We start from the raw sequence: 15,561 nt of genomic DNA, 5'->3' as shown, positions 1-15,561 counted from the left end.
AATAGCGAAGTGTTGTATTAGGCAATTAGTCCGTCATTTACTCAATTTCGCCCATCCAAGCCATCATTCCACCATTCATATTCGTTACGTTGTAACCCTGATATTCTAAAAATCTAGTAGCTGAACTACTTCTTCCACCAGATAAACATACTATATAATACTCTTTGTTTTTATCTAATTCGTTCATTTTATACTCAATTAAACCTAAAGGAATATTGACTGCTCCAGGGATTTTACCACCTGCAACCTCTGAAGGCTCACGAACATCAATAATATTCAGGTCTTTGTTTTCCTTTAATAGTGCTTCTAAATCTCTTGCAGAAATTTGTTTCATTTTTTCTCCTCCTAAGTAATACACCGAAACGGCAAATCTATACTTGCACGAATTTAAACGTGCGGTAAACCGAAACACACAAATTATCTATATATTAACTCCAGGCGCTCATGCCGCCCTTCACATTAATGACACTCTTAAATCCAGCCTTTTTTAAAATTTTACTTGCATTGTTGCTTCTCATTCCGCTTTGGCAAATCACAACGACTTCTTTTTCTTTAGATAAGTCGCCGAGCTTTTGGTTTAATTGATGCAATGGAATGTTTTTGAACTGACGGATGTGATTTCCTTTGTACTCACCAGGTGTGCGAACATCAATAAATTGAATATTTTTATTGTCTAAATAACTTTTTAGTTGTGAAGTGGTAATTTGTTTTACACCTTTAGTTGGCATCATTCTAAGTACTAACAAAAGCACGACGCCCGCAAAGATGATATAACCTAAATAATCCATCAAAAATCCTCCTTATATGTGGGTTTAACAATAGGTGAAAACACCTAAACCCCTATGGGTATCATATGTGTTAAAATAAAAAAGGAGATTCTCCTTTTTTATGTTTGTCTCGCTGTAAAAAAATGCAAATGATTTAAAGAGTTCATCATTAACGGCTTTTCACAAGCAAATCGACAGCATCTTTCACTAATTGTTCTGAGTCCTGGCCGCTTCCCTCGGCATCACGGACACATTTAATCAAGTTCGAACTTACGACAACACCAATAGTTCGATCTATGGCTGTTCTTGCTGCGGAAAGCTGTGTGATGACTTCTTTGCAATCTTTATCTTCTTCCATCATTCTAAGAATTCCGCGAAGTTGACCTTCAATTCGCTTTACGCGATTTTTTATTTTATCATTATAATCCATTGGTTACCCTCCTATCTTTCAAAAAATTCTCTTTCGAAAATAGAACTAGGTTAATATTATACCCTAAAGGGTATGATGTCAACACGAATTCTTATACAACGAATATGTTGAAATGTCAGTTTTTATATGTTAATAATTTTACAAAAATTTTGACTATTTTGCAAAAATTAATACATCTATTCGCAATATTTATATAGTAATTAAATGTAAAAATAAAGAAATATTCAACTAATCATTTTCCCTCTTGATAGGGGTAGGGGTATTGAGATATGATGAGGAATGGAGGGGATAATTGATGGGTAAAAAGATTGTCATTGTTGGTGGTGTAGCGGGTGGCGCTACAGCAGCAGCAAGATTAAGAAGAATTGATGAAGAGGCAGAAATCGTCTTATTCGAACGCGGTGAATTTGTCTCATTTGCGAACTGCGGTCTTCCATATTACATCGGCGAAGTGATTGAACAAAGAAGTAAATTAATGGTCCAAACCGTTGAAGGCTTGAACAAAAGGTTTAAATTAGACATTCGCAATTTTAGCGAAGTCGTTAAAATCAATCGTGAACAGAAAACGGTATCGGTAAAACATGTTAACACGGGAGAAATTTATGAGGAAGCCTATGATGTTTTACTTTTGTCACCAGGCGCAAAACCACGAGTACCAAATTGGCTTGGATTAAACGAAGCGCATAACGCCTTTACATTACGAAATATTCCAGATACAGATAAAATTAAGGATTTTGTGGACAATCAACAGCCTGAGCATTGTGTAGTTGTTGGCGCTGGTTTCATCGGATTAGAAATGACTGAAAACCTTGTTGAACGCGGAGTAAAAGTGACGATCATCCAAACAGGAAACCAGATCATGAAGCCGTTAGATATTGAAATGGCTGCGGTTGTTCAGCAACATTTAATTGATAAAGGTGTTGAGCTTATCCTTGGTGATGTCGTTCAATCAGTTGAAGATAACGGAAATACGCTAATCCTCACTAGCGGTAAGCGCATCAGCACAGATATGATGATTCTTTCAATTGGCGTTGAACCTGAGAATCACTTAGTGGTAGAAGCAGGTTTAGAAATCGGAGAACGTGGAGGGATTCAAGTAAACGAATTCCTACAAACAAGTGATGAAAGTATCTACGCAATCGGTGATGCGATTGAAGTAGTTGACTATATCAATGAAAATCCAGCAATGATTCCGCTCGCAGGTCCAGCGAACCGCCAAGGCCGAATCGTAGCGAATAATATCGTTCGAGGCAATGTCGAGAAATACCCAGGTACACTAGGAACATCGATTGCGAAAATCTTTGACCTTGATGTCGCTTCAACAGGTAATAATGAAAAAACATTAAAAGAATTAGGTATCGATTATGAAGTCGTACATATTCATCCGGCATGTCATGCCACCTATTACCCTGGTGCCAGTCAAATTGCCTTAAAGCTTATCTTTGACCGTGAGACTGGTAAAATTTTCGGAGCCCAGGCAGTTGGTAAGGATGGCGTAGATAAACGAATTGATATTATTGCCACAGCTATCAAAGGCGGATTAACTGTTCACGACTTAACAGAACTTGAATTGGCTTATGCACCGCCATTTGCTTCTGCAAAGGACCCTGTTAATTACGCGGGATATGTGGCATCAAACATCATTGATGAAGGTATTCAAACTGTACAATGGCATGAAATTGATGAAATCGTTGCAGCTGGCGGACTGTTAATTGATGTACGTAATCCTAAAGAACGTGACAATGGCTATATTAACGGCTCTCAATGTATTCCGCTTGATGAGCTTCGCAACCATGTTGATGAGCTACCGAAAGATGAAACGATTTATGTTTCATGTCAGGTTGGCTTGCGTGGCTATCTTGCTACAAGACTCTTAATGGCATACGGCTTTAACGTGAAAAATCTAGACGGTGGCTGGAAAACTTACTCAGCAATGAAACCAAAGCAATTGCAAAACGCATAATAATATAGATTTGCGAGACCCGGTAAGGAGTTTTACCGGGTTATTTTTTGTAAAAATAATAATAGTTCTAAAGTACGGATAAATCCAGAAAACCACGGATAAAACTCAGATCCCATGGATAAATCCAGAAATCCACGGATAAAACTCAGATCCCACGGATAAATCCAGAAATCCACGGATAAAACTCAGATCCCGCGGATAAATCCAGAAATCCACGGATAAACGGATAAACCCTAAAATCTCCAGATAGAGAGTCACTCACATAATTCCAAAACCGGCCCAATATACATAGTACAAGGTGATGCCTTGTGAGAAGACGGAAAAATCCATTGATCATTATCGCAATCGCCATTGCGGTAATTGGGATTGCGGTAGCAAGCTTAGTGGCTTCATTAAAAAGTAAACCAGAAAAGGTAGTGGAACAATTTTATCAGCTCGAACAGGAGGGGGATTTCGGGAGCTCGTGGGATTTATTTCATTCGCAAATGAAGGAGCGCTTCAATAAAGATCAATACATCCAAAGCAGGGCACATGTATTTATGCAGGATATGAATGCGCACAGCTTTACCTTTAAGCTTGGTGATACAGAAAAGCACGACGAGTGGAGGGCAACACAAGGTGGAAAGGCATTGAAAAATGTCCATCAAGTAACCGTTTATCAAACCTTCCAAAGTAAATTTGGCAAATTCACGATTGAACACCCATGCTTTGTCGTAGAAGAAAAAGGGGAGTGGAAGCTGCTTTGGGATTATAACCAGGACTGACAGAGCAGGACGCCATCCGTGATCAACGCCTTCATCACGCTAAAAATCAAAACTGAACGAAAAAACAAAAAAGCCTTTGGCCCGAATATCCGGACCAAAGGCGAATTCATGTACTTCGCAAAAACAACTATTCCTGTACGACAGGTTCTAATTCTAAGTGATTTTTCAATATCGATTGAACACGGTTCTTTTCCCCATCAGGCACAACTAAATAGTAGATGCCTCCCATATGTGTACCCGTACCAGAAATCGTAATATGCTCAATGTTTTGGCTGGCATTTTTATAGTTCTGCTGAATATCGACCATTTCGCTAAACGAAATATTCGTCTTAACGTTATTTCCTAATGCATTAAAAATGGAATCGAAATTCGTAACGGAATTCAAGCTAGCTCCTTTTTTAATTACACCTTGGATAATCATGCGCTGCCTTTGCTGACGTCCGAAGTCTCCGTTCGGATCCTCTTTACGCATACGAGAATAAATTAATGCATCCTCACCGTTTAACGTGATTTCACCAACTGGGAAATGGACTCCCCCATATTCAAAATCCAAGTTATTGTTAACCGTAATTCCTCCGACCGCGTTGACAATTTCCTCAAAGCCTTCCATATTGATTTTCATAAAGTAATCAACAGGAATATCTAAGAAATTCTCAACAGAATCCATCGACATTTCTGGTCCACCAAAGGCGTAGGCATGGTTGATTTTGTCATTTATACCTTTTCCGATTATTTCTGTATAAGTATCACGAGGAATACTTAGCATTTTTGTTGAATTTTGATTCGGATTGACCGTAATCAGGATCATCGTATCAGAACGGCCTTTGTCACCTTCCCGTTCATCTACACCAAGCATTAAAATCGAGAATGGCTCCTTCTTCTGCAATGTAACCTCTTGCGTTCGTTTTTCTGATTTCCGTTCAATTGGTTCATGAATATCTTTTAAAGCAGTTGATAGCGACATATAAAATGTGACCCCATAGATTGCCACACCAATAAATAGCACTAGGGCAACAATTGTAAGGATTCGCAGCCATTTTGGCTTTTTACTCTTAGTTTTTGACATTATTTCAAAAAACCTCCAAATGTTTTACAATCTAATACACATACAATACCAAAAAAATTGTTAGATTCATAGAATAGAATGCTTTATAAAACAGCTAAACAGGCAGATAATTACCATAAACTACAAGCGACTTTATCAGAAATACCCTGAAAATACAACAACTCTCGCATGTATGCTAAAATACAAATGTCGAAATAATACGAATTTTATTTTTATAAAAATTTCTATATTTAGCATGATAAGATATATATACCGTTAAGAAAGAGAGGGACCTGCAACAATGAAACAATCAAAATGGTTGAATCAGGCAAATGGAAGATTAGATAGAATTATCGAGACGATGCATAATGATGGTTTAAGAAGACTTAAGGTTGATAAAATAAAAAAAATAGTCGGTAGAATAGATGAATTCTCACAAGAAAATTGTGAGCAATGTCAAGCGTTGCAGCAAAAGGCGGATGTATTAATCGGGATACTTGAAGACATGTTACGAGGAAAGTCTATTAATCCCCAGGAATACAAGGATATTTATAAAGAGCTCCTAACGCATGTAAAAAAGGGCCATGGTCTATTTGAACCAGGTCAATTAATGAATCAGTGGCTTGTGATAGGATTACTAATTGGTTCTGCATTTATGTTCTTAAATTTATATTCCGTTTCAATCGGGCTCATTTCCGGAATTATAATCGGAGCAATATTTGATGCTAATGCCAAGAAGAAAGGTAGAGTCATTTAGCAGCAAAAAATAACCACTGGTAAAACAAGAGCATCCAATCTTTTGGATGCTCTTGTTTAGTTAAGATAACTTTTTATAGATCAAATAAGAATAAATATATGGGGCGACGATGATGACCGCAATAATAGCAATAATCAAATATTCTTTCACGGGACCTGATAAAAAGGTAGCTAATAAGAGGATAATTCCACTGACAAAAAATAACTTCCCGCCAAAGCGGTGTGTTTTCCGCCATACTTCCTCATTGCTCAATGCCCATGGTGTGCGCAGGCCTATAAAGAAATTGGAGCGAACCCGTTGCATTACATTACCAAGGACGATAAAAATAATCCCAATGAATACCGTACCTAATGATGACATCGGGATGTCATACCCTAATGCGTAAAAAATCACAAATACATTTAAGCCAAAGAAGACCACAAGCAGCGCATTATACATCATTTGATAGCTAGAAGAGAAATACTTATAATTTTTTCTTCGAGGATCAATCTTTGGTAAAAATGCTACCGAAAAGTATAGTAGTGCCATGATCCCAATTTGTGTTAGCATCGCATTGAGTTTGCTTGAGTATCCATTCACCTCACCATTAAATCCCCAATGAGTTGGAACTTCAGCTGGAAGCTTAGGATATGCGATGGCCCAAACGATAATTGTCAGGGCGATAATGGAAATAGGAAAAATGTGTTTCTTCATATCAATTAGTCCTCCTTTTTATCGTGGTGAGAAGGTTGAGTGAAACTAAATGCCCAATTTAAAATATCTTGGAAAACGGTAGTGTTTAATGAGTATATGATATACTGCCCTTTTTTCTCATCCTGGATAAGGTCAGCGTGCTTCAGGATTTTCAAGTGCTGGGAGATACTCGGTTTGGACATTTGGAAGTGGTCAGATATTTCACCAGCGGTTAGATCGCGCTCCTTTAATAAATCAAGAATTTGCCGCCGGGTCGGATCTGATAATGCTTTAAAGGTCGAATTCAACAGATCCGTCTCCTCTCTTATTTAAGTATTTAGTTATTTAACTAAATAATAAAACAAAGATGATTTTTTCGCAATCTATAGAATTAATATTTTTAAAGCTGTCATAAAGATGAAGGAATAATAGTATATTAGTGAGTTATAGAGCCGATAATGATTCTATCAGTGGGAGGAGGAGATGAATTGAAGAGATGGTTATTTATGATGATATGGGGAAGCGCAATTGTAATCCTGACAGCAGTTTCTGATTTTTCAAGTCTGATTCAGGATAAGCCTCCACAAATCATGATTGCTTGGGATTCCCAGCCTAACTTCTCACAATTGATTGAGCTTCCTAAGTCATTTTCACAAGGCTATATCATTCAAAAGCTTGGACATATAGTTTGCTTTTTCATGCTGGCATTAGCTGTACGAACATCATCTATGAAGGCTCGTCTAATTCTAATACTATTTGCATTTAGCACAGAGCTTCTGCAGCTTTTTACTGGTAGAAGTGGCAGGCTGTTGGATGTTGGCTATGATGTTATAGGCATATATTTGGGGTTGCTGCTCGTGAAAAAACCAGAAAATGTGGCACGATATCACCTGAATGGTGCTCGTGAAAAGCCACTATAACAGAAAATAGGTATTAATAGGAAATTTCCAACATATTTTGATTGACGTATTTCCGTACAAATAATACGCTTATAGTTGGAAAGGGTTTACTGCACTAACAATCTCATTTATGAGGAGTGGTTCACGTGGATTTTCGCGCCCTTGCATCTGACTTTCATACCACATTTTCACAAGAAGCTGAACGTTATTTCTTTTCTCCGGGTCGAGTAAATTTAATCGGAGAGCATACAGAATACAATGGCGCTAATGTACTACCTTGTGCTATTTCACTTGGTATATACGGTGCTATTAGTAAACGAACAGATCGTTTGGTACGACTATTTTCGAAAAATTTTTCAGAGCAAGGCATAGTACAATTCACATTAGATGAACTAGATTTCAAACCTTCTCATGGCTGGGCAAATTACCCTAAGGGAATGCTTTCTTATCTCAAACAGAGTGGCCATCGCCTTCCTTGCGGCTTTGATTTGTACGTATCGGGAAATATTCCGGTTGGTGCAGGTTTATCCTCGTCAGCATCGTTGTTGATGCTAATCGGCGAAATCGTAAATAAGCTATATCAGCTTCATCTTTCTAAAATCGAGCTGATTAAGGCGTGCAAAGAAACTGACCAGTATTTTATTGGAATGAAAAGCGGAATGAGCGATCCATTTATTGTTGCAAAAGGGAAAGCGAATCATGCGATTCTGCTCGACAGTCATACATTAAGTTATGACTATATTCCATTTCATTTACAGGATTATAAGCTGGTTATTATGGATTCAAACAAACAGAGCGAAGAGCTTGTGGAATTATATGATAAACGCAGGGATGAGTGTGAGCATGCGCTCAGACATCTCCAAGGTGCAATTAATATCCTTTCGCTTGGTGATTTAAACATCGAGCAGTTCGAGAACTTTAAGCATCTAATCCCAACCCAATTGTTACAAAAGCGGGCCAGACATGTCATTACTGAGAATGAACGAGCCTTTTCGGCGGTAAAACAGCTTAGACGTGGAAATCTAACTGCACTTGGGGATTTAATGAAGCAGTCACATTTATCTTTACAAAATGATTATGATGCAACAGGAGCCGAACTTGATACACTCGTCCAAGGAGCTTGGAACCAAACTGGCGTGCTAGGAGCTAAAATGACAGGTGCTGGACTTGGTGGCTCGGCGATTGCCATCGTTGAAGCAAGTCAAGTCGATCAGTTTACCGAGAACGTGAATCAAGAGTACAAATCCAAAACTGGTCTTGACGCAAGCTTCTATATCGCAACCATTAGTGATGGAGTACGGGAACTGTATCTGGATAAGGTGAAGTCATAAAATATATGATGGCGGAAACCCTCTTCACAGTGTTGGTGAAGAGGGTTTTTTGCGGTGATGCTTTGTGATTTTATGTTTAGAAAACGTTCATTATCAAATCAACAGATATTTCTATATATTATATCGATATATTATTGTAATAATCTTCTGATAGTTCAAAAATATGTAATAATTTAGTCGAGATAAAATAAAAAAAGACTTATAATGAAATCGAGTAGAACTCCCAATATGACAGACTTCTTATTCTTGACATGTAAGGAGGATGCCGATGGATACAATTCGTATGATTGGCTGTAAATACCGTGGTTAGACAAATGACTCAGGGATTTTGTTATAAACGGAAACTGGCCAGAGCAGTTTACAATCTTATAGAGTAACAACCCAATTCCCGCTTATAAAAGAAAGAGGGAATTTTTTATGCGCAGAAAAGCTCGTAGGAAACTACGCAAGTCCATTTTGCTAAGCTTATTGTGTTTTTTGATTGTATTGCCAAATAGTGTATTAGCTAATGAAAATCTTGTTGAAACAGATGATTTAATTCCATCAGCAGATTTAAAAATCGACGATGGGATAGCCCCTACAGTTGACTCAATGGAGATTGAAGATGTGATTCCTGCTGATGAAGGGATTACAGCAGCGGAGGAAAAACCACTTGAAAACGCATTGCCAAATGACGAAGCTATGCCGGTAAATGAAAATGCACCTATAACAGAGACACAAAATCTATTAGAAGATCCTGTCCTAGATGTTACAGGTGAAGTTCCCAAAGCTGAAATTGACACTGTAACATTTGCTCCAATGAATGCACGTGTTGGAGATATGGTAACTGTTACAGTAAAAATGAAGAACGCGGAACAAATAAAAGGGGGAAGTGACGAAAGTAGTCTTTGGTTATATGCACCTGGTGATTTGCACTGGAGATACGATGATGAACTAGCTGTATTTTTAAGATATGATGCTAGTAAACAGCAATTTACTGGTCAATTCGTTGTCAGAGAAACAATGAATCCAGGTATGTGGTCCAGTTATGTATATCTTGAATGGGATACAGAGAATGGCTACGATTCGGAATACACAGAAGACTACCAATCCTTTAATGTTTTAAATGAAGGAGATTCCACACCACCGCAATTTGTAAGTCTAACAGTAACCCCTAATCCAGCTCAAGCTGGAATGCCTGTCGAGTTCCGAGCAAAACTTCAGGATGTGAATAGCCAATCAGAAATAGTCTATGCCCATTTAATGCTAGATTACTATGGTTATGATGAATATAGATCATTAGACTATGTTGAATATGATGATGAAGTATTTATTGTATTACAATATGACTCAGCTAAGGATGATTGGGTTGGCACCTACAATGTCCCAGCAAATATTCCTGATGAAACTAAAATTTACTACTCAACCGTTATTGCAGATAAAGCTGGAAACATTATAGATAATGAAAATTATGACAATGACAGAGATCGATATTTTTATGTATCCAATGAAAATGATACTGAAGACTGGGTTGAAGTCAGATTAGATACTAATGAATATTATGTTGATAGGGATACCGATGCAACAGTAAATGTTTATGTAAAGGTTAAAGACAACGCAACTGGAGTAAAATCTGTTGCAGTGGTTTTGGATGAGGACATTCACTACACTAATCTTAGTTTAGAAAATGATATGTGGGTAGGAAGTATTAAGCTAACCGATCTTGATAGAGAAGGTAATTACTCAATTTATGTAATTGCTGAGTATAACAATGGTAGTACACTTGATTATGAATATGGAGATACATTTTACTTGGAAAATCCTGACTCAGATAACTATAGCCCTGTTGTAAGTGATATCAGCATCGGGACTGTAACTGAAACAGCAAAGGTGGGCGATAAACTATTAATTTCCGCTAAGGTTGATGATGGAGATAATAGTTCAGGAATTAAAAATGTTACAGGAGTTGTTCATTTTTATAACGGTGGTCAGGATTTGTTAACATTTACGTATAATGCTACTTCAGGTAAATGGGAATCCCTCTATACATTGAATCTATATGATTCAAATGGTTTTACAGTAGAAATTACTGCTGTAGACAATGCTGGAAATGATAACAGAAATCGTGGAGACTTTGGATACAATCCTGCATGGGTAACTCAAATGAATGATCGTTATGGACCAACGATTAATGGAATAAAATATCCAGCACCAACAATGTGTCTCGGGGAAAATTTCCATTTTGAAACAAACATTTTTGATTCATCCGGTATTAAACTAGCGAAAGTAACTTTAACCAAAATCTATAAACTGAACTATTTTGATGAGGAAGAGACATTTTTTAATGATGATTTCGCTGATATCTCACTAGACCTAAAATATAACGAAACAAAAGGCGTTTGGGAAGCTGATTACCTATTACCGTTGGCTGGACCTACAGGTTTGTTTGCGATTAATGTTTACGCAATCGATAATGTTGGAAACATGACCAATTATGTATTTGATTGGCTATTCGATGATTATCCGCAAACAATGGTCATTTTACCAGCCATTGAAAAACAACCGGATGACGATGGAACAGTTAAGCCACCACCAAACCCAACACCAGTGGATAATCCAACCAAACCAGTGGTAATTCCAGTAACCACACCAACTAAAACAGCTACCGAATTACCTGACACAGCGACTAATTATTTCAATCTCCTATTCGCAGGCTTAGCATTGGTTGTGATTGGTGGAGGTCGACTTGTATTCAGAAGAAAAGTAGAAAAATAATGCATTAACAGTAATATAAAACCCTCTTCACCTTACTTTGTGAAGAGGGTTTTATATTTATTGATTTTTCGGATAGTTCGATAACATGTAATATTTAAACTAGAAAATTATGGTTATATAATATTATAATAATATAGGATAAAACTCCTAGTTTAATATACCTATTTTATAAGAAGGAGGGAATTTTTTTATGCACAAAAAGCCATTCAAGAAAATAAGTAAATATATCATGTTAGGCATATTGTGTCTCTTGATTGTAATGCCGAACGGCTTAATTGCAAATCTTGCCAATGCTGACGAAACAGCGATTCCATTATTAGATAGTATAGAGCAAGTGGTAATGGATGCCACACAATCTGAGACTGAATCAGAGCCCGAATCCGAATCCGAAATAGATTCCGAACTCGAATCTAAGGATGAAACCACAACAGGAATTGAACCTGAAGATGGAGAAGAGTCTGAATCAGTCGAAGAAATTGAGGCAACAGAGGCAGAGGATTTTGAAACAGAAGTAGACCCTGCAACAGTATTAGATTCTGAAGCTTCTGCAATAAAAGAACTGGAGGAGCGAGCTGTTGAAAATACAGACGCAGCTGATACTCCTAGTCTTCCAGAAAAAGAACAAGCTTTACCTGTTACCCCTGCCGTTACTCCTGAACCGGCTCCTGCCACTAAGACAGAAGTTGAGACGAAGGTAGAACAAACTTGGCCGGAAGTTGGGGACATTACCTTTAGCCCTCGCGATGCAAAGGTTGGCGATACGGTAACGGTAACAGTGAAAATGAAAGATGGTAACGCAATCGAAGAAACTGTTGAAGAAGTCGTGGCTAGGCTGTGGGCTCCAAATCAAAATTCTTGGGACTTTAATAGTGGACAAAATATTAGATTAAGATATGATGCTGATGATCAACAGTGGGTTGGCTTCCTCATCGTACAAGAAACTTGGAAACCTGGTTACTGGAGAGCTGAAATAGCTGCGAGATATTCTTGGGAAGTTTATAACGATTATCCAGGAGATCAAGACCATTCAGAATATGATTATACATATAAAGATATTCAATTTGCGTTTAATGTACTAAATACAGGTGACTCTACAGCTCCACAAGCAATTGAGTTAATTGCCAGTCCTAATCCTGTAAAAGCTGGACAGGCAGTGAGTTTTTCTGCGACAGTTAAGGATGTCAATAATCAATCTGATATCGTCTATGCCCTGTTGCTACTAGACTTCGAGTCAAGGGATTATGAAGCGATTAGATATTACGAGGAAAGTGCTTCAATTCCATTAAGCTATGACGCAACAACAGGAAAATGGGTAGGTACATATAACGTCCCTGGAAATGTTCCAGATGGAACTGAGGTTTATTACTATATGTCTGTGGCTGACCGTGCAGGCAATACCACTAATCAATATTTTTATGAAGAAAATCGTTATTTTGTAGTTGAAAATCCGCATGGTGATGTGGTTGCTCCTGAACTAAAGGCAGTTAACTCACCTGAGTATGAAGCCACATTCCTGGTTAATGAGGAAATAGGCACTGTAAATATTCCAATCGTTGCTACAGTTGTTGACGATAAGAGTGGTGTTAAAACGGTAACCGCTGAAGTTTCCTATTCTTATGGTGGTGGTGGAAAAGGTTTTGCCCTGAAAAGCCAAGAAACCTGGGATGGTGACTATAAATACTATACTACTCAATTAGAATATGATTCTAAATCTGGAAGATATGTTGGAAGCGTTGATCTGACAGTGGCTGATCCGGCAGGATATTATTCAGTTATAATAACTGCAGAAGACAACAACGGAAATATTGAAACATATTATGGCACTCAATTTGAACTGGAAAACCCAGATACTGACTGGCTCGCACCGGAAATACTAGATTTTGATGTGATTGGTGATCCTGTAAAGTTTGGCGATGTTATGAAAATTAATGCCAAGGTTACTGACGAAAATCCTGGTGGTTATTCTTCAGGTATCCATTCTGTTATGGCAAGAATTTATTATAATTCTGCAGATAAATGGGAGGATATCGAATTAAATCTTAATCCTGCTACTGGTAGATATGAAGGGAACTATTCAATCAAGGAAAATGATGTATATGTTGTAGTCTATGTTTATGCAATCGATAATGCTGGTAACGTTTCTGAGTCAAATCGTGAAGTTGTAGAAATTTACAATTTAGACGATTATTTACCACCATATATTGATTTTGTAAAATATCCACCAGCAACGATGTATCAAGGTGAGGTTGCCCATTTCGAAACTAGATTGGTTGATGAGGGAACGGGTATCCATTCAGCCACGATTTCTTTAATCAATATTTTAGACATGAAGAATTATTATGATGGTTCAAGTGAGAACATTGCTGTGGCTAAATCATTACCACTAACGTTTAATTCAGTATTAGGTGTTTGGGAAACAGATTGGCTCATTCCGACTGATAGTCCAACTGGCTTGTTCTTTGTTAACTTGACAGTCTTTGATAATGTTGGAAATAAACGCGACCTACTCAATGACGGTGAACTCGGCAATATACCTCAAACCCTTGTCATATTGCCAAAACCAGTTACAGCTACACCTGGTGACGGTACTGATACGCCAAAGCCAACACCAACGACAACACCACCAACTACTCAGGTGAATGAAGCAACGGTGACTACACCACCTGTGAATACTGCAGCAAAAATAATTGCAAACTTATTACCAAACACTGCAACTAATAACTTTAACATCTTATTAGCGGGCTTAGTTTTGATTGCGATTGGTTTTACTCGTTTAGTATTTAAACGAAAAGAAGGAAAATAAAACAAAGCAAGGAAATGAATCGAAAATGGAAAAAACCTCCTCACTCAATGGTGAAGAGGTTTTTTCTATGTTAGTGACCTATTGAAAATTAGGTTTTTTTCTTAATGCTAAGAAAACTCCACCTACAGCAATAAATGCCAAACCAGCGATTAACATATTATAGGAATCAGTGGCAGTATTTGGTAGTGGACTACCTGTTCCAGCTGTAGTTGTTCCAGTTGTAGTTGTTCCAGGAGTAACCGTTGTTCCAGTCGTAGGAGTCGGTGTGGTTGTAGTGCCACCTCCGTTATTATTTGAACCAGCGCTTGCTATTTCAAAAACTCCATATTTACTGAAGTGAGTCACTTCAAAAATAAGTTCCCCAGTAACTTTATCGAAGCTCTTTGGTTTGATAAATTCAGCCTTTTCACCTTTTGTGTTAATATAAACAAGCTTTACATCATCCCAATTTTTAACTTTTGCTGGGTCAATCTTAAACTTAAGTGTGATTGCTTTATCGAACTGACTAATTAATTCGCCTTCTGGCATATTATACAAGAAGAGATCAAATACGTCGCTCAATGCACCATCGTATGAAGCTTTATCCTTAAAAATGGATAATTCATAATAGTAACCTTGTAAAATATCCGATGGTAAAGAAATTTCTAAATTTTTCACCTTTGAGTTAATGATTAATCCTGCTGGAATATTAGTAATTTCTTCTTCTGATAATGAATTAAAAATATAGAATACTTGATTGCTATTTGGAGAGTCTGTAGCATCAAATGTGATCGTACCATTTTCTGCTTCGCTTAAGTCAATTCCGTATCCATAAACATCTGCACCAGCATTTTCGAATGCATCATAGTAGGAATTATAGTATTCATCTTCGATATCATACTCACCATCGTAAACATCTTCATAAACATCATCGTAAACATCTTCATAAACATCATTGTAAACATTTTCATAGACATCTTCATAAACATCATCATATACATTTCCGTATGTACTTTCATATACATCTTCAATGTCTGTAATTAATGATGGGTCTATGTCTGCTGGGGAATCCTGTTCACCTTCTACAAGTGAATCAATTGAAACCTCAGTATCTTCTTCAACACCTGTCAGTTGATTAGTCTCACCTGCAGCGGTTGTTAAGATTTCTTGAGTTTCAGGAGAACTGATAGAATCTAGTTCTGTTGTTACTTCTGCAGCAAAGGCACTTGAAGTAAAGGTTAATAAGAAAAATACTAATGCGGTAAGTCCACTTACAAATGATATTCTCTTCTTCATACTTTGATTTCTTATATGTTATAAGAAACCCTGCCACCTCCTGTATAAAATTATAGAAATATAACATTTCCATAAAATTACTATACAGACTAAAGTCCTAT

Annotated in this window: 14 protein-coding genes; 7 read left to right on the top strand and 7 right to left on the bottom strand. The window is 37.4% G+C overall.

Going from position 1 to position 15,561, the window contains the following annotated elements; translation table 11 throughout:
* Positions 1 to 37 precede the first annotated feature (37 nt).
* The 3 genes from FXW34_RS11670 to FXW34_RS11660 form a co-directional block, all read right to left on the bottom strand.
* Complete coding sequence (locus FXW34_RS11670; protein ID WP_147534163.1) at positions 38 to 334, bottom strand: rhodanese-like domain-containing protein; 297 nt, start codon at positions 332 to 334, stop codon at positions 38 to 40.
* 94 nt (positions 335 to 428) lie between these two features.
* Positions 429 to 788 (bottom strand): rhodanese-like domain-containing protein, encoded by a 360-nt coding sequence (locus FXW34_RS11665; protein ID WP_147534162.1) that lies wholly within the window; start codon positions 786 to 788, stop codon positions 429 to 431.
* Between the two features lie 148 nt (positions 789 to 936).
* Positions 937 to 1,197: a metal-sensitive transcriptional regulator gene (locus FXW34_RS11660; protein WP_147534161.1), complete on the bottom strand. Its 261-nt coding sequence runs from the start codon at positions 1,195 to 1,197 to the stop codon at positions 937 to 939.
* A gap of 295 nt (positions 1,198 to 1,492) precedes the next feature.
* Here FXW34_RS11660 and FXW34_RS11655 point away from each other — a divergent pair, with 295 nt between their 5' ends.
* Together FXW34_RS11655 and FXW34_RS11650 are read left to right on the top strand one after the other, a co-directional pair.
* Entirely contained in the window at positions 1,493 to 3,160 is a 1,668-nt protein-coding gene (locus tag FXW34_RS11655) for a CoA-disulfide reductase (protein WP_187118924.1), read from the top strand.
* Between the two features lie 308 nt (positions 3,161 to 3,468).
* Positions 3,469 to 3,924 carry a hypothetical protein gene (locus tag FXW34_RS11650; protein ID WP_147534159.1) on the top strand — a complete coding sequence of 152 codons (456 nt, stop codon included), beginning with the start codon at positions 3,469 to 3,471 and terminating at the stop codon, positions 3,922 to 3,924.
* Between the two features lie 127 nt (positions 3,925 to 4,051).
* On the opposite strand, the gene tagU is transcribed toward FXW34_RS11650, so the two are convergent.
* A complete protein-coding gene (tagU, locus tag FXW34_RS11645; protein WP_147534158.1) occupies positions 4,052 to 4,990 on the bottom strand; it encodes a polyisoprenyl-teichoic acid--peptidoglycan teichoic acid transferase TagU in 939 nt (312 codons plus the stop codon).
* Positions 4,991 to 5,270: 280 nt separating this feature from the next.
* Between tagU and FXW34_RS11640 the strand changes: the two genes are divergently transcribed.
* The gene (locus FXW34_RS11640; protein ID WP_147534157.1) at positions 5,271 to 5,726 is read left to right on the top strand and encodes a hypothetical protein; all 456 of its coding nucleotides are present in this window, start codon (positions 5,271 to 5,273) and stop codon (positions 5,724 to 5,726) included.
* Positions 5,727 to 5,786: 60 nt separating this feature from the next.
* Here the strand turns inward: FXW34_RS11640 and FXW34_RS11635 are convergent, their stop codons facing one another.
* Together FXW34_RS11635 and FXW34_RS11630 are read right to left on the bottom strand one after the other, a co-directional pair.
* Positions 5,787 to 6,419 carry an SdpI family protein gene (locus FXW34_RS11635; RefSeq protein ID WP_147534156.1) on the bottom strand — a complete coding sequence of 211 codons (633 nt, stop codon included), beginning with the start codon at positions 6,417 to 6,419 and terminating at the stop codon, positions 5,787 to 5,789.
* 5 nt (positions 6,420 to 6,424) lie between these two features.
* Positions 6,425 to 6,706: an autorepressor SdpR family transcription factor gene (locus FXW34_RS11630; protein ID WP_147534155.1), complete on the bottom strand. Its 282-nt coding sequence runs from the start codon at positions 6,704 to 6,706 to the stop codon at positions 6,425 to 6,427.
* Positions 6,707 to 6,886: 180 nt separating this feature from the next.
* On the opposite strand from FXW34_RS11630, the gene FXW34_RS11625 reads away from it, so the two are divergent.
* From FXW34_RS11625 to FXW34_RS11610, 4 genes are all read left to right on the top strand, one after another.
* Positions 6,887 to 7,318, top strand: a complete 432-nt coding sequence (locus tag FXW34_RS11625; RefSeq protein WP_187118923.1) for a VanZ family protein — start codon at positions 6,887 to 6,889, stop codon at positions 7,316 to 7,318.
* A 125-nt stretch (positions 7,319 to 7,443) separates the two neighbouring features.
* A complete protein-coding gene (locus FXW34_RS11620) occupies positions 7,444 to 8,628 on the top strand; it encodes a galactokinase (protein ID WP_147534153.1) in 1,185 nt (394 codons plus the stop codon).
* Positions 8,629 to 9,045: 417 nt separating this feature from the next.
* A complete protein-coding gene (locus FXW34_RS11615; RefSeq protein ID WP_147534152.1) occupies positions 9,046 to 11,382 on the top strand; it encodes an LPXTG cell wall anchor domain-containing protein in 2,337 nt (778 codons plus the stop codon).
* A gap of 190 nt (positions 11,383 to 11,572) precedes the next feature.
* Positions 11,573 to 14,185, top strand: a complete 2,613-nt coding sequence (locus tag FXW34_RS11610) for an LPXTG cell wall anchor domain-containing protein (protein ID WP_147534151.1) — start codon at positions 11,573 to 11,575, stop codon at positions 14,183 to 14,185.
* A 78-nt stretch (positions 14,186 to 14,263) separates the two neighbouring features.
* Here the strand turns inward: FXW34_RS11610 and FXW34_RS11605 are convergent, their stop codons facing one another.
* A complete protein-coding gene (locus FXW34_RS11605; protein WP_147534150.1) occupies positions 14,264 to 15,460 on the bottom strand; it encodes an LPXTG cell wall anchor domain-containing protein in 1,197 nt (398 codons plus the stop codon).
* Positions 15,461 to 15,561 lie beyond the last annotated feature (101 nt).

Source organism: Bacillus marasmi (assembly GCF_902168435.1).
GTDB lineage: Bacteria > Bacillota > Bacilli > Bacillales > Cytobacillaceae > Bacillus_BU > Bacillus_BU marasmi.
The sequence above is the reverse complement of the archived record's forward strand: the minus strand, read 5'-3'. Positions and strand labels throughout refer to the sequence as shown.

Bases quoted from the DNA above. Each gene is read 5' to 3' on its own strand.
- tagU (WP_147534158.1), bottom strand. From the start codon at position 4,990: ATGTCAAAAACTAAGAGTAAAAAGCCAAAATGGCTGCGAATCCTTACA.
- FXW34_RS11640 (WP_147534157.1), top strand. From the start codon at position 5,271: ATGAAACAATCAAAATGGTTGAATCAGGCAAATGGAAGATTAGATAGA.
- FXW34_RS11635 (WP_147534156.1), bottom strand. From the start codon at position 6,419: ATGAAGAAACACATTTTTCCTATTTCCATTATCGCCCTGACAATTATC.
- FXW34_RS11660 (WP_147534161.1), bottom strand. From the start codon at position 1,197: ATGGATTATAATGATAAAATAAAAAATCGCGTAAAGCGAATTGAAGGT.
- FXW34_RS11605 (WP_147534150.1), bottom strand. From the start codon at position 15,460: ATGAAGAAGAGAATATCATTTGTAAGTGGACTTACCGCATTAGTATTT.
- FXW34_RS11610 (WP_147534151.1), top strand. From the start codon at position 11,573: ATGCACAAAAAGCCATTCAAGAAAATAAGTAAATATATCATGTTAGGC.
- FXW34_RS11655 (WP_187118924.1), top strand. From the start codon at position 1,493: ATGGGTAAAAAGATTGTCATTGTTGGTGGTGTAGCGGGTGGCGCTACA.
- FXW34_RS11670 (WP_147534163.1), bottom strand. From the start codon at position 334: ATGAAACAAATTTCTGCAAGAGATTTAGAAGCACTATTAAAGGAAAAC.
- FXW34_RS11615 (WP_147534152.1), top strand. From the start codon at position 9,046: ATGCGCAGAAAAGCTCGTAGGAAACTACGCAAGTCCATTTTGCTAAGC.
- FXW34_RS11665 (WP_147534162.1), bottom strand. From the start codon at position 788: ATGGATTATTTAGGTTATATCATCTTTGCGGGCGTCGTGCTTTTGTTA.